Genomic DNA, 14033 nt, shown 5'->3' on the forward strand with positions numbered 1-14033 from the left:
CTTTGGTGGGGCGCGCTTAGCGCAAGATGCGCCGCCGCAGCAGGGCCAGTGCAATCAACAGGCCGGCGATGGCATAGGCGGCGAGCGCCGCGAGGTGCCAGAGCGGAGACACCAGCGGACGACCCAACATCGCCGGGCGTACCAGTTCGACAGCGTGCGCGAGCGGCAGGAGTTCCGTCACGTGACGCGCGGCCGGCGGCAACTGGGAAAGCGGAAAGAAGACGCCCGAGAGCAGCAACATCGGCGTCATCACCAGGGTCTGGTAGAACATGAAGAAATCGTAGCTGGGTGCAAGGGCGGTCACCACCATCGCCAGACTCGCAAACGCGATGCCGGCCAGCACGATGACGGGGAGCACCACCGGCAGGCTGTCGATCCGCGCGTAGCCGAGTGCGCTCGCCACGACCAGAATCGCGAGGCCCGATAGCGTCGCCTTGCTCGCCGCCCACGCGACTTCGCCCAGCACCACGTCGCCGAGGGTCAGCGGCGCGTGCAGGAGGGCCTCCCATGTACGCTGAACGTGCATGCGCGAGAAGGCGGAGTACATCGACTCGAAACTCGCGGACATCATCACGCTCGAACCGACCGTGCCTGCTGCAAGGAAGGCGATGTAGGAAATACCGTCGATCTCGCCAACCATCATGCCCAGGCCAAAGCCGAGGCCGAACAGGTAGATCATCGGATCGGCGAGATTGCCGAACATCGAGGCGATCGCCAGTTTCTTCCAGACCAGGAAGTTGCGCCGCCAGACGGCCACCCACAACCAGGGGCCGGGCAGGAACGGCTGCGGGTAGGTTTGCCGGGCAGCGGATTTCGTCGTCGGATCGTAGGCCATGAGTGGGCGGATCAGTCCCGCATCTCCCTTCCGGTCAGTTTGAGAAAGACATCTTCCAGGTTCGCGGGCCGGTGCAGATACCGTACGCCCGGCGCGTTCTGCAGATAGGCAAGTGCCGGGGCGGCGTCGCGGACATAGCAGAACAGCGTCTCGCCACTCGTTTCGATGCGCAGCGACAGGGGTTCGAGCGCGGCGCGGGTGGCGGCGTCTGCCTCGCCGAAGACTTCCACGACGTCGCAGCCGATCTCGCTGGCGATCAGGGCGTGGGGTGTGCCTTCGGCAATCTTTCGGCCGCCGTCGATGATGCACAGCCGATGGCAAAGGCGCTCGGCCTCTTCCATGAAGTGCGTGGTCAGCAGGATCGTCTTTCCGGCGGTCATCAGGGACTTCAGGCGCTCCCAGATCAGGTGTCGCGCCTGCGGGTCGAGGCCGGTGGTCGGTTCATCGAGTACCAGCAGATCCGGATCGTTGATGAGTGCGCGGGCCAGCGTCAGCCGGCGCTTCATGCCGCCCGAAAGCTGCGCCACGCGCGCGTCGGCCTTTTGCGTCAGACGGGCAAAGTCGAGCAGGTCGGGAACGCGCCGGCGCGATTCGGCGGCCGACAGGCCAAAGTACCGGCCAAAGACCTCCAGATTCTCGCGAACCGTGAAATCGGGGTCGAGATTGTCGAATTGGGGTACGACACCCACACGCCGGCGCGCGTCGGGCGCGAATCTCGGGATTTCGAGCCCGCCCAGCGTAATTTCGCCGGAATCCGGCGTGACCAGGCCGAGCAGCATGCGTAGCGTTGTCGTTTTGCCCGCGCCGTTCGGGCCCAACAGGCCGAAGCATTCGCCGGTGGCCACGGTCAGGGACAAGTCGTCGACGACCGGCCGGCCGTCATAGGACTTGTCGAGACCGGACAGGGTGATAGCGGGCACCGCCATGGCGTGTATCGAATCCATCGAATCGTTCATTCGGACGAGCGGGCAGGGTCTATGCGGGGTGCCCGTTGTGGTATGTTTCGCCTCAACAATGTATCGTAGATTGCCATGATGTCCGATTATTTTGACGCCGGCGGCGTGTTTCGCTGCCCTTGCACGGAGGATGCCCGATGAAGGGCGGCCAGACCGGCGCCCGCATGCGCGGTGCGCCCCAGCAGGTGCGTATCATCGGCGGCGAGTGGAAACGCACGCCCCTGCCGGTGCCGGCAGGCGACGGGCTGCGGCCCACGCCTGACCGAGTGCGTGAAACGCTGTTCAACTGGCTTGGCCAGGATCTTACGGGCTTGCGCTGTCTCGACGCATTTGCCGGTAGTGGGGCACTGGGTTTCGAAGCGGCCTCGCGGGGCGCCGCGCGTGTGCTGATGATCGAGCAGTTTGCGCCGGCTGTGCGCCAATTGCGCGCCAATCAGGAGAAACTGCGGGCTGACAGAGTCGAGATCGTGCAGGCGGACGCCCGGCGCCTGCTCGCTACTCTGCCGCCGGGAGCCTTCGATGTGGTTTTTCTCGATCCGCCCTTCGCCAGCGGTTGGCTGACGGAATTGCTGCCCGCAGCCGCCCGGTTGCTGAGCCCGGACGGGGTAATCTACGCGGAAAATGACGCGGCGCTGGACGCGCAGGCACTCGTCGGAGCAAAACTTGCGTGTGTGCGTCAGGCGAAAGCCGGCGCGGTGCATTATCATCTGTTGGAATCGATTTCGAACCTTAGAGACGACAATGAATAAGTTCGTAGCACAGGTCCCCAGCCGCGAGGAGACGTCGGCATGGTAGTGGCTATTTATCCGGGCACTTTCGACCCGCTCACGCGTGGCCACGAGGATCTTGTGCGCCGGGCTGCCGGCATATTCGACAAGCTCGTCGTGGGCGTGGCCGATAGCCGCAACAAGAAGCCGTTTTTTTCGCTCTCGGAGCGCATCGACATCGCAAACGAAGTGCTCGGGCACTATCCGAATGTGACGGTGCAGGGCTTTTCGGGGTTGTTGAAGGATTTCGTCCGCCAGCATCAAGCCCGGGTAATCGTGCGCGGTCTGCGGGCCGTGTCCGATTTTGAGTACGAGTTCCAGATGGCGGGCATGAACCGCTACCTGTTACCCGATGTCGAGACGATGTTCATGACGCCGTCGGACCAGTACCAGTTCATTTCGGGCACGATCGTGCGCGAAATTGCCCAGTTGGGCGGCGATGTCAGCAAGTTCGTGTTCCCGTCCGTCGAGAAATGGCTTCTCGCCAAGGTCGGCGGCCAGCCCAAGGCCTGACCGGCGGCGGAACACGAGAAATGAGCGTTGTGCGTCCGGAGCGCTCCGGACGCCGGCGCGGGAGTTTGCCGTATGGCGTTGATGATTACCGATGAATGCATCAATTGCGACGTTTGCGAGCCGGAATGCCCGAACGATGCAATTTCGATGGGGATCGAGATCTACGAGATCGATCCGAACAAGTGCACCGAATGCGTCGGCCACTTCGACGAACCGCAGTGCGTACAGGTGTGTCCGGTCGAATGTATCCCGATCAATCCGGAACATGTCGAGAGCCGCGAGGCGCTGCTCGTCAAATACACGCGTCTCCAGCAAGCCAAACAGGGCTGAGCGCCGTTTCTTTGCCGATCGGCACGCCCAACCCACCTGCCGCGTGACTTCCCGCCCCGCGGCGGGCTCAATGCCCCTATGCTGAACGGCCGCCTGCGCCATGCAGGCGCATCATGGCCTTTTCCATATCGCCCTTGACCGCCAGATCGATGACATCGAGCGAGCGCGACATGGCATCATCGATGGCGTCCTGCTCTTCCTTGCGGGGCGGTTTCAGCACGAAATCCACGACCTGCTGTTGACTGCCGGCCGGCAGTTGCGTGCGCGGGTGACCGATCCCCAGGCGTAGGCGCCAGTATTCGGGGGTCGTCAGATGCGCGCTGATGTCCTTCAGACCATTGTGGCCGCCGCTGCCGCCGCCGCGCTTGAGCTTGACGGCGCCAGGCGGCAGATCGAGTTCGTCGTGCACGACCAGGATTTCGTCGGGCATGATCTTGTAAAAGCGCGCCAACGCCACGACCGACTGTCCGGAGCGGTTCATGAACGTTTGCGGCTGCAAGAGCCATACCTCGTGGCCGGCGATATGCGCGCGTCCAGCATAGCCGTGGAAATTCTTTTGATTGGACAGGGATGCCCCCGTCTGGCGCGCCAGCGCGTCGACGAACCAGAAACCTGCATTGTGCCGTGTGGCGGCGTATTCGGCGCCCGGATTGCCGAGCCCCGCGATCAGTTTGATCATGGCGATGTCATGGGTCGCGCGGGCCTTCGATAAGGGGAGGGCTCGCCGCGAACTAAACGGAAAATCCAATAAAAAACCCGCCGGACTTGCGTCGCGGCGGGTTTTTCGTTCAGCGTCGCCGCTGAATCCAGACGCTTGATGCCAAGTGTAACCTTAGGCAGCCGGCGTTTCGCCTTCTGCCGGAGCAGCGGCTTCTTCGGCAGCGGCGCCAGCCGGTTGCACGGCCGAGGCGATCAGCGGGTTTTCTTGCTCAACGTGCAGCGTCAGCGCAACGCCAGCCGGCAGTGCGACATCCTTGGCGTGAACCGATGCACCGGCTTCCAGCTTCGACAGGTCGACTTCCAGGAATTCCGGCAGCTTGCCCGGCAGGCAGCTGATGTCGAGTTCGTTGACGACGTGGCTGACGATGTTGGCGGACAGCTTCACGGCCGGCGCATTTTCCTCGCCGATGAAGTGCAGCGGCACCTTGATGTGGATCGGCTTGTTCGCGTCGACACGTTGGAAATCGACGTGCAGCACCATTTGCTTGAACGGGTGATATTGCACGTCGCGCAGCAGCACTTGTTCGGTCTTGCCGGCAACTTCCAGCTCGAGGATCGAAGCGTGGAAAGCTTCCTTGCGCAGGGCGTGCCACAGCGCGTTGTGATCGAGTTCGATCAGTTTCGGTTCAGCGCCAACGCCATACACGATGCCCGGGGTCTTGCCGGCATTGCGCAGGCGGCGGCTCGCACCCGTACCTTGCAGATTACGCTCAAAAGCGACGACTTTCATAACAACTCCTTGTTCCACCCGCGACCAGGTGGTTATAGCCCCGAGGCGTTCGAAAACGCGATCCCCGGGAACGACAAAGGCGGGGAAGCTCCCCGCCCGACACGACAACGGCGCCACACGGCGCCGTCGCAAAAAAAGACCTGTCTTACGCGTCAGCGAACAGCGACATCACCGAGTCGCCGCGACGGATACGCGCGAAGGTTTCCGCCAACAGGCCCGCGCACGTCAACTGGCGAATCTTGCCGCCCCTCGAATCGTCGCGCAGCGGAATCGTATCCGTGACGACGACTTCGTCGAGTGCCGAGGCGTTGATGCGCTCGGCCGCACCACCCGACAGCACCGGGTGGGTACAGTAAGCATAGACACGCTCGGCGCCGCGTTCCTTCAGCACTTGCGCCGCCTTGCACAGCGTGCCGGCGGTGTCGACCATGTCGTCCATGATCACGCACGTACGGCCGTCGACTTCACCAATGATGTTCATCACTTCCGACACGTTCGCCTTTGGGCGGCGCTTGTCGATGATGGCGAGGTCGCAATGCAGTTGCTTGGCCAGCGCACGGGCGCGGACCACGCCACCGACGTCCGGCGACACCACCAGCAGGTTCTCGTGGTTCTGCTTGCGCACGTCGCCGAGCAGCAGCGGCGAGGCGTAGATGTTGTCGACCGGGATGTCGAAGAAACCTTGAATCTGGTCGGCGTGCAGATCCATCGTGATGATCCGCTCGACGCCGGCGATTTGCAGCATGTTGGCGACGACCTTGGCCGAGATCGCAACGCGCGCCGAACGGGGGCGGCGATCTTGACGGGCGTAACCGAAATACGGGATGGCGGCAGTGATCCGGCCGGCCGACGCACGCTTTAGCGCATCGACCATGATCAGCAATTCCATCAGATTGTCGTTCGTCGGCGCGCAGGTCGACTGCAGCACGAACACGTCCTTGCCGCGCACGTTTTCCTGGATCTCGACCTGGATCTCGCCGTCGGAGAAACGGCTGACCATGGCTTTGCCGAGCGGAATGCCGAGGGTTCGTACGACCTCTTGGGCCAAAGCGGGATTGGCGTTCCCGGTGAAGACCATTAGGTTATCACTACTCATCTGGCTACCTGCGGAACGTGTTGGTGCGGATACTGAACGACAGAGAAATTGGCAGGGGAAGAAGGATTCGAACCTTCGGATGCCGGAATCAAAATCCGGTGCCTTAACCAACTTGGCGACTCCCCTACACTAACCGATGCCTTTGCTGCATGTGGAAACGCAACAAAGTAAAAACTATGACGCGAAGGCGAACAACGGATGTTCGCCCAGGCTGGTGGCCACTTGACCTTGCCAGCGCTGTGGCAGCCGCCCACTTGCCGCACGGGCTTCCTGCAAGGTGTCGAATACGGCAAACACACTCGCCCCCGAACCGGTCATGCGTGCAGTGGTGAAGGTCGAAAACCAGTCAATCACTGCGGCGACTTCCGCGTATTCCCGGGTGACTACAGGCTGCATGTCATTGCGGCCAAACATCCCGTTCAACAAACCGTTATCAGATTCGCTCTCGATTCCGGCTTGTTTCGCAGCACGTTTTGTTTCGTGCCCGAGAAAGACCGTAATTTTGCAGGGCTTCGTATCCCTTGTCAACAGGGGATCGTGAAAAATTTTCTCTGTCGCGACATGGACCGGCGGCTTGACGACGAGGAAGTGTTTTTTCGGCAGGTCGATGGCGGTCAAAATTTCGCCCAACCCCTCGCCGAACGCATTGCGGCCGAAGACGAAGAACGGTACGTCCGCGCCCAATTCCAACGCCAGCGCCTGCAATTCGGCGCGCGGCAGATCCAGTTGCCACATGCGGTTCAGCGCGAGCAGCGTCGTGGCCGCGTCGGAGCTTCCGCCGCCCAGCCCCGCGCCTTGCGGCAGGCGCTTTTCGATGCCGATCTCTACGCCGAAGCGTACGCCGTAGCGGCCTTGCAGCAATCTTGCTGCGCGCACGGTCAGGTCGCGCTCGGCCGGCACGTCGGGCAGCGGGTTGACGTGCACCACGGCGCCGTCGGCGCGCCGCTCGAAATGCAGGGTATCGGCCCAGTCGATCAGTTGGAAAGCCGTTTGCAGTTCGTGATAGCCGTTTGGACGACGACCCGTGATGTGCAGGAAAAGGTTCAGCTTGGCGGGCGCCGGGCAGTCACGCAGGATTTCGTACATGAACGGGCAAATTATTCGTCGATCACGAGCCGGACGTCCAGCGGCGTGCCGCCGAGCGTACGGGTCAGGTTCAGACGCTTGACGCGCACCGGATCCGCATCGAAATACGCCTGGTATTCGATCGTCCAGCCGTCCTGGCGCAGCGACGCGGGGCGGCCCGAAGTGGGGTCTCGCGTCATTTGGGCCGTCGAGCCGGGCGCGGGTTGCATTTGCAGCCAGTAGCGCAAGCCGGCGACCGGCAGGGCGAAGCCAAGCGCGTCGTGCATGACGTCTTCGAGACGCGGGCCGGTCAACGGCGCCTTGCCGGGTAATTCGAGCGACGCGCCGCGCGGCGCGCTATGCACGATCGCCTGTGTCTGGCCGAGCGGGTCGAGCAATTGCACGGTGATCGTTTCGCCGGCTTGTTCCCAGGCGAAGTTGCCGTAGGTGTTGCGCGGCTCGCCGTGCTGTTCGTAGCGCACCGCGAAGCGGCCGTGGTAGGTCTGCGCCGCGACGCCATCCTGGGCGAGCGAGGCGGGCGCCTTCAGGCTCGCGCAGCCGGCCATTCCCCCAACGGCGATGCCCATCGTGGCGGCGATCAGCACCAGCCGGCCCAGCCGCGCGGCGTGTCCGATGCGCGATCGCGCTCGCGACACCGGGCAATCCAGAGGTCGTTCGGTCATGGATTGACGTTATAGCGCTTGATCGTCGAGCGCAGGGTGTCGTCCTCCGCATCCAGTTTCAGGGCGTCGCGCCAGGTCTTGCGGGCCTCATCCTGCTGGCCCGATTCCCACAGCACTTCGCCGAGATGCGCGGCAATCTCCGCCTGCGCCTGAATCTCGTACGCGCGGCGCAACAGGCCGAGCGCGGCCTTCTTGTCGCCCAGGCGGTATTTCACCCAGCCGAGGCTGTCCATGATGTACGGATCCTGCGGAGCAAGGTCCGATGCTTTCTGCAGCAGCTTCAACGCTTCGGGCAGGCGCGTGTTGCGTTCGGTCAGCGAATAGCCGAGCGCGTTGTAGGCCTGGGCGTTGTCGGGCTGCGCCGTCATGACGCGGCGCATGGCCTTTTCCATCACGTCGTAATGACGGTTCAGTTCCGCGACCATGCCGTACTGATACAGCAGGTCGTTGTCGTCGGGATTCGCCTTGACCTCGATGGCGAGGAGCTTTTCGGCGTCGTCGAGGCGCTTGGCCTTGACCAGCAGATCCGATTCCGCACGCTTGAGGGCCAGCCGTTCACGGGGATCATCGGACTTGATGCCGGCCAGCAGTGCGCGGCCTTCGTCGACCTTGCCCTGGTCCGCCAGCAGTTGCGCACGGCCGATCTGTGCCGGGAGATAGGCGTTGCTGTCTTCGCGAATGCGCGAGAGCCATTTGTCTGCCGCCGCGTAATCCTTTCGATCCTGCGCGATCTGCGCGAGATAGATGTAAGCCTGGGCGCCGTCGGTGTTCTGCGCCTCGGCTTCCGTTGCGTATTTCTGCAAATACTTCTCCGCAACCGCGTCGTGCTTGTCGTGCAGGTTGATAAGCGCCAGCGCCATCAATGTGGAAAGTTCGTGCGGATACCGCGTTTCGAGAATCTCGAACTGCTTCTGCGCGGCGTCGATCTGATTGTCGGAGAGCAGCAGCTTGGCGTAAGCAAAGCGGGCTTCCTTGGCGTCGGGGTTACGCGCCAGGAAATCGTGCAATGTACCCAATGCAGCGATGCGCTGCTGTGGACCGAGCTGCGCATAGAGCAGCGCGGCAGCCTCGTAATCGGGCTTGAGCTTGAGCGCGTTTTCGAGCGACACCTTCGCTGCATCGGTATCGCCGGCGTCGATCTGTGCGCGCGCCACGGCCAGGTTGGCTTCGGGACGCTGCATGTCGTTTGCAAGCAGGCGTTTCAGCGACTCGACGCCGGCCGCGCGTTCCGGGCTGCGCGCGATCATCTGCTGCAATTCGAGAATCGCCTGCCCGCGGCGCGCCTCGGGCACCTTGTTCAACTCCCCGGCCAACAACGGTTCGGCTTCAGCGAGATGGCCAGTGCCGACCTGCAGGCTGGCCAGCAGTTGCGTGGCCGGGCGCCATTCCGGATCGAGGCTGTGCCACAGGCGCGTGGCGATCAGCGCGTCGCCCAATTGACGGGCGCCAAGCGCAATTTCCACCGCGCGGCGGGCCATGCGCGGGTCCCTGGTTCGGTTGCCCAACGCCAGATACGTGTTGTAGGCGGGCGCCAACTGGCCGCGCTGCAGGCTCAGTTCGGCGGCCAGCACCTCGAAGACGATTTCACTGTCGAGTTGGACATTCGGCAGCTTTTCGCTTGGCATCTCAGCCGTCAGTGCGGCCTGGGCGGCGGCAGCGCTGGCAGCGCCCGGCGGCGTGGCCGTATCCCGGGCCCACGCAGGCGACGCGCCAACGAGCGCGCCGCCGACGGCGGCACCGATGACCGTCGCGCCAATGGCTGCGCCGCGCGCAAGCAATGCGCGCAGACGGGCGCCGGCAACGACCGGATGCAGGGGGACGGGCAGGATTCGAGGTGTAGACATAAAGATCCGCAGCATGTTTCGAGCGATTGTAGCGCGCCCGATACAATAGAGTCTAAATCCTCTCGAAACGTTCGCAGGCATGCCCGAACTCCCGGAAGTCGAAGTCACCCGCCGCGGCATCGCGCCCCATGTCGCGGGGGCGCGTCTCGCGCGTATCGATGTGCGAAACCCGTCACTGCGCTGGCCGGTGCCGCCCGGCCTTGACGCCGTTTTGCGCGGCCAAACGCTGATCGGCATCGAGCGGCGCGGCAAGTATTTGCTGCTCGAATACGCACCGGGCTGGCTGCTGGTGCATCTTGGCATGACCGGCACGCTGCGTGTTCTGCCGTCGCCCGAGGCGGTGCCCGTCGCGGGCGTGCATGATCACGTCGACCTCGTGTTCGAGCGGTGCGTATTGCGCTATCGCGATCCGCGCCGCTTTGGCGCAGTGCTGTTCCATCCGCGTAGCGCGGGCGACATCCTCGCGCATCCGCTGCTCGTCAGCCTCGGCGTCGAACCGCTCTCCGACGCATTCGACGGCGCGCGCCTCTACGCGGGCACGCGCGGGCGCAGCGTCTCGATCAAGCAGGCATTGCTGACCGGCACGATCGTCGTTGGCGTGGGCAATATCTACGCATCGGAGAGCCTGTTCCGTGCGCGCATCAATCCGCGCCTGGCGGCCGGAAAACTGTCGCGGCCGCGGTGCGAAAAACTGGCGCAGGCGGTGCGCGAAACACTGGCCGCCGCGATCGAGAAGGGGGGCAGCACGCTGCGCGATTTCGTCGGCAGCGACGGAAAGAGCGGCTACTTCCAGAACGAATATTTCGTCTACGATCGCACCGGACAGCCGTGCCGTGTGTGCGGTACGCCGATCAAGCAGATCGTACAGGGCCAGCGCTCCACCTTCTATTGTCCGCATTGCCAGAAATGAGCGACGCGTCCGAGACCCCCATCCGCCCGACAATGACAGCACCGCTCACCGACACCTTTGCCGCCCGGCTAATCGCGTGGCAGGCCGAACATGGCCGTCATGACCTGCCCTGGCAGAACACGCGCGATGCTTACCGCATCTGGCTCTCCGAGATCATGCTCCAGCAGACCCAGGTCGCGACAGTCATTCCGTATTACGAACGATTCCTGGTGCGCTTCCCTACGGTCGATGCCCTCGCCGCAGCACCGCAGGACGACGTCATGGCGCTATGGGCCGGCCTGGGTTACTACTCGCGCGCGCGCAATCTGCACCGTTGCGCGCAAGCGGTGGTGAGCCAGCATGGCGGCACGTTTCCCGCAAGCGTGGAAGCGCTTGCAGAGCTTCCCGGTATCGGCCGGTCGACGGCCGCGGCGATCGCGGCGTTCGCCTACGACGCGCACGCGGCCATTCTCGACGGCAATGTAAAGCGGGTGCTGGCGCGGGTATTCGGCATCGACGGTTTTCCCGGAACGCCGAAGGTCGAGCGAGAGATGTGGGCGCTGGCCGAGGCATTGCTGCCCGACGATCACCTGCCGGCTTACACGCAGGGGATGATGGATCTCGGCGCCACCTTGTGTGGGCGGGGCAAACCGCGCTGCGGCGAATGCCCGTTCGAAACCGACTGCGCGGCGCACGCCACCGGCCGTGAGCGCACGCTGCCGGCGCCGAAGCCGAAAAAGGCCCAGCCGGTGCGGTTCGTCGACGTGCTGGTGGTTCGCGCGGGGGCGCATGTCCTGTTCGAAAAGCGACCCGACAGCGGTATCTGGGGCGGGTTGTGGAGTTTGCCGGAACTGACGCCGCCGCAGGACGACGCGCCCGCCGACGACGCAGCCCTGCGGGCGCGCTTGACCGAGCATGCGGCATGCGCTGCGCAACTCGCGCGCGCCGCCGACGTTGCCGCGTTGGCGCCGCTGCGCCCGCTCACGCACGTGTTCACGCACTTCAAGCTGCACTTGCGGCCGTGGCTGGTGACGATGGCGGACGATACGGCGAGACGCGGGGCTGCCGGGGGCATGGCATGGTTTGCCGATGATGCAATCGGCGCCGCCGGCTTGCCGTCCCCAATTCGCCGCATCGTGGACGCATTGTCGCCGGCGGATGGCCAGCTTGCGTTGACAACCTGAATCCGGTGCGTCAGCCGGCGGCTTCAGAAGGCGATCAGTCCTCGTCGCGCATTTCCCGGTGGCGAACGAGCACGCTCGATTCGGCCACGAAGCGCTCGCGCAGCGTCTGGGCGATATAGACGGAGCGGTGCTGGCCGCCGGTGCAGCCGATGGCGACGGTCAGGTAGCTGCGGTTGTCGCGCATGAAGCTTGGCAGCCACTTGTGCAGATAGTTCGCGATGTCGTCGATCATCTCGGCGACTTCTGGAATGGCCGACAGGAAATCGATCACCGGCTGATCACGGCCGGTCAGCGGCCGAAGCTGTATGTCGTAATACGGATTCGGCAGCGAGCGCACGTCAAAGACGAGATCGGCATCGAGCGGCACACCATGCTTGAAGCCGAACGATTCGAACATCAGCGTGAGGCCGGCGTGTTCCTGTTGCACGAACTCCTTGATCCAACGGCGCAGCGCACTGGCGCGCAGGTTGCTCGTGTCGATCTGGTGGCCAAGCTCGGTCACGCTGTTGAGGAGCTCACGTTCTTTCTCGATGGCCTCCACGAGCGAGCCGGTCGGCGTCATAGTGTCCGTGGGCAGCGACGACAACGGGTGGCGGCGGCGCGTCTCGGAGAAGCGCTGGACCAGCGTTTGCGTGGTCGCGTTGAGGAACAGCACGCGCACGTCATGGCCGAAGCGGCGCAGGCCGCCGATGATTGGCGGCAGATCGGCAAGCGAGCCGCCACTGCGCGCGTCGATGGCGACCGCGAGGCGGTCGTAATTCTGGGATCCGAGATATGCGGCCAGGTCAGGCAGAAAGCGCGACGGCAAATTGTCGACGCAGTAGTAGCCGGCATCCTCGAGGACGTTAAGCGCGAGCGATTTTCCCGACCCCGAAACGCCCGTGATGAGTACGATCTTCATGGTTCGATCCGCGTGAACAGCTATCATGGTACGCGATTGTGTCCGCGCGGTGTCGGCGGGGGGGGGGGGGCGGCCGAAGGACCGGCGCTCCGGAAGGAGCGCTGGTGCATCGCAAGAAGCGCTCAGGACTTCTTGCTGAGACAATCCTTCATGAACGCCTTGCGTTCGTCGCCGGTCTTGCCGGTGGCGTCCTTGTTGCACATCTTCATTTTTTCCTGCTGGGTCGGCGCCTTGGCCGGCGCAGCCGCGGACAGGCATTCCTTCATGTAGGCCTTGCGCTCATCGCCTTTCTTGTCGCCGGCTTGCGCGTTGCACGTCTTCATCTTGCTTTGCTGGGCGTTTTGGGCAGGTTGCGCATTTTGGGCGAAAACCGGCGATGCCAGGAGCGGGGACAGCAACAACACGAGCGCGAATGCTTTCTTCATGGTTGTCTCCAGAGGTCGACATGCGGGGGACCGCCCGCGCATTACAGCATGAAAGAAAAGGCGCCGCAATCGCGGCGCATTATCTGCGCCGTTGCCGCATGGCAAGCGCCGTCAGAGCAGCTTGCCGTGCATGCCGTCGGGATCCTGCATGGCCTGGCGCTGTCGTTCCATGAAGTCCTTGAGCGTATCGATGCCGCGCAACTGCAGGATGGTGTTGCGCACGGCAGCTTCGACGAGCACGGCCAGGTTGCGGCCGGCGGCCACTTGCAGGATGACCTTGTTGACCGGCAGGCCGAGCACGTCGACGGTCTGCGCTTCGAGCGGCAGGCGCTGGAATTCGCCGTCGGGGCGGCGCACCAGCTGGACGATCAGTTTCAGCTTCATCTTCCGCCGCACGGCGGTTTCACCGAAGATCGTCTTGATGTCCAGCAGGCCCAGTCCGCGGACTTCGAGCAGATTCTGCAACAGCGGCGGGCAACGGCCTTCGACAAAATCGGGCCCCAGACGCACGAAATCGACCGCGTCGTCGGCCACGAGTCCATGGCCGCGCGAAATCAGCTCCAGACCGAGTTCGCTCTTGCCGAGGCCGGAATCACCCGTGAGCAGGACGCCCATGCCCAGAATGTCGAGGAATACGCCGTGCATCGTGCAGCGCGGCGCGAACACGCGCGAGATGTACATGCGCAGGCTATCGATGACGGAAGCTGTCGAAAGCGGGGTCGTGAACAATGGCGTCGACGAGCGTGTACAGCGCAGGACGAGATCGGGCGGGGCTTCGAGGCCGTCGGCCACGACCAGGAACGGCGGCTCCAGGGCAATAACTTCGCCCATGTGGCGCTTGCGGTTTTCGTCGGACAGGCGCTGGTAATAGCGCAATTCCGCCTCACCCAGCACCTGGATTCGGTTCGGGTGGATCAGGTTCAAGTGACCGACGAGGTCGGCGCTCGAGGTCGCCGTGGCCACGCTCTCGGGCGTGAAGCCGCGCTCCCAGCCTTCGTGGCCGGTCAGCCAGGAAAGACGCAAGGCGGCAGCGTTGTCGTCGAAAATGCTTTGCGCATTGATGCCTGTCAATTCCACCACGTCGCCTCGTCTCTT

Annotated in this window: 16 protein-coding genes and 1 tRNA gene; 5 read left to right on the plus strand and 12 right to left on the minus strand. The window is 63.8% G+C overall.

Annotated elements, in window-relative coordinates; all coding sequences use genetic code 11:
- Positions 1-16 precede the first annotated feature (16 nt).
- Together PTE30175_RS26150 and nodI are read right to left on the minus strand one after the other, a co-directional pair.
- Positions 17-835: an ABC transporter permease gene (locus tag PTE30175_RS26150; protein WP_150699993.1), complete on the minus strand. Its 819-nt coding sequence runs from the start codon at positions 833-835 to the stop codon at positions 17-19.
- Between the two features lie 11 nt (positions 836-846).
- Complete coding sequence (nodI, locus tag PTE30175_RS26155) at positions 847-1761, minus strand: nodulation factor ABC transporter ATP-binding protein NodI (RefSeq protein ID WP_150700023.1); 915 nt, start codon at positions 1759-1761, stop codon at positions 847-849.
- A 167-nt stretch (positions 1762-1928) separates the two neighbouring features.
- On the opposite strand from nodI, the gene rsmD reads away from it, so the two are divergent.
- From rsmD to PTE30175_RS26170, 3 genes are all read left to right on the plus strand, one after another.
- Positions 1929-2540: a 16S rRNA (guanine(966)-N(2))-methyltransferase RsmD gene (gene rsmD, locus PTE30175_RS26160; protein ID WP_150699994.1), complete on the plus strand. Its 612-nt coding sequence runs from the start codon at positions 1929-1931 to the stop codon at positions 2538-2540.
- Between the two features lie 39 nt (positions 2541-2579).
- Positions 2580-3071 carry a pantetheine-phosphate adenylyltransferase gene (gene coaD / locus PTE30175_RS26165; protein WP_150699995.1) on the plus strand — a complete coding sequence of 164 codons (492 nt, stop codon included), beginning with the start codon at positions 2580-2582 and terminating at the stop codon, positions 3069-3071.
- Positions 3072-3143: 72 nt separating this feature from the next.
- Positions 3144-3401 carry a YfhL family 4Fe-4S dicluster ferredoxin gene (locus PTE30175_RS26170; RefSeq protein WP_150699996.1) on the plus strand — a complete coding sequence of 86 codons (258 nt, stop codon included), beginning with the start codon at positions 3144-3146 and terminating at the stop codon, positions 3399-3401.
- A gap of 76 nt (positions 3402-3477) precedes the next feature.
- On the opposite strand, the gene pth is transcribed toward PTE30175_RS26170, so the two are convergent.
- From pth to PTE30175_RS26205, 7 genes are all read right to left on the minus strand, one after another.
- The gene (pth, locus tag PTE30175_RS26175; protein ID WP_150699997.1) at positions 3478-4080 is read right to left on the minus strand and encodes an aminoacyl-tRNA hydrolase; all 603 of its coding nucleotides are present in this window, start codon (positions 4078-4080) and stop codon (positions 3478-3480) included.
- Positions 4081-4233: 153 nt separating this feature from the next.
- Positions 4234-4851, minus strand: a complete 618-nt coding sequence (locus PTE30175_RS26180; protein WP_150699998.1) for a 50S ribosomal protein L25/general stress protein Ctc — start codon at positions 4849-4851, stop codon at positions 4234-4236.
- 145 nt (positions 4852-4996) lie between these two features.
- Complete coding sequence (locus tag PTE30175_RS26185; RefSeq protein WP_150699999.1) at positions 4997-5947, minus strand: ribose-phosphate pyrophosphokinase; 951 nt, start codon at positions 5945-5947, stop codon at positions 4997-4999.
- A gap of 49 nt (positions 5948-5996) precedes the next feature.
- Positions 5997-6073 (minus strand) — tRNA-Gln (locus tag PTE30175_RS26190).
- 48 nt (positions 6074-6121) lie between these two features.
- Positions 6122-7033 (minus strand): 4-(cytidine 5'-diphospho)-2-C-methyl-D-erythritol kinase, encoded by a 912-nt coding sequence (gene ispE, locus PTE30175_RS26195; RefSeq protein WP_150700000.1) that lies wholly within the window; start codon positions 7031-7033, stop codon positions 6122-6124.
- Between the two features lie 11 nt (positions 7034-7044).
- Positions 7045-7695 (minus strand): lipoprotein insertase outer membrane protein LolB, encoded by a 651-nt coding sequence (gene lolB, locus PTE30175_RS26200; RefSeq protein WP_150700001.1) that lies wholly within the window; start codon positions 7693-7695, stop codon positions 7045-7047.
- A complete protein-coding gene (locus tag PTE30175_RS26205; RefSeq protein WP_224788987.1) occupies positions 7692-9539 on the minus strand; it encodes a tetratricopeptide repeat protein in 1848 nt (615 codons plus the stop codon). The genes lolB and PTE30175_RS26205 overlap by 4 nt, the downstream gene beginning before the upstream one ends.
- Positions 9540-9618: 79 nt before the next feature.
- On the opposite strand from PTE30175_RS26205, the gene mutM reads away from it, so the two are divergent.
- Positions 9619-10449 (plus strand): bifunctional DNA-formamidopyrimidine glycosylase/DNA-(apurinic or apyrimidinic site) lyase, encoded by an 831-nt coding sequence (mutM, locus tag PTE30175_RS26210; protein ID WP_150700003.1) that lies wholly within the window; start codon positions 9619-9621, stop codon positions 10447-10449.
- Positions 10446-11612 carry an A/G-specific adenine glycosylase gene (gene mutY, locus PTE30175_RS26215; RefSeq protein WP_191629229.1) on the plus strand — a complete coding sequence of 389 codons (1167 nt, stop codon included), beginning with the start codon at positions 10446-10448 and terminating at the stop codon, positions 11610-11612. Before mutM ends, mutY begins: the two co-directional genes overlap by 4 nt.
- A gap of 34 nt (positions 11613-11646) precedes the next feature.
- Here mutY and rapZ read toward each other — a convergent pair whose 3' ends face one another.
- From rapZ to hprK, 3 genes are all read right to left on the minus strand, one after another.
- Entirely contained in the window at positions 11647-12513 is an 867-nt protein-coding gene (gene rapZ, locus PTE30175_RS26220) for an RNase adapter RapZ (protein ID WP_150700004.1), read from the minus strand.
- Positions 12514-12635: 122 nt separating this feature from the next.
- Entirely contained in the window at positions 12636-12938 is a 303-nt protein-coding gene (locus tag PTE30175_RS26225; RefSeq protein ID WP_150700005.1) for a PsiF family protein, read from the minus strand.
- Between the two features lie 111 nt (positions 12939-13049).
- Complete coding sequence (gene hprK, locus PTE30175_RS26230) at positions 13050-14015, minus strand: HPr(Ser) kinase/phosphatase (protein WP_150700025.1); 966 nt, start codon at positions 14013-14015, stop codon at positions 13050-13052.
- Positions 14016-14033: the final 18 nt, after the last annotated feature.

It is taken from the genome of Pandoraea terrae, assembly GCF_902459695.1.
Taxonomy (GTDB): Bacteria; Pseudomonadota; Gammaproteobacteria; order Burkholderiales; family Burkholderiaceae; genus Pandoraea; species Pandoraea terrae.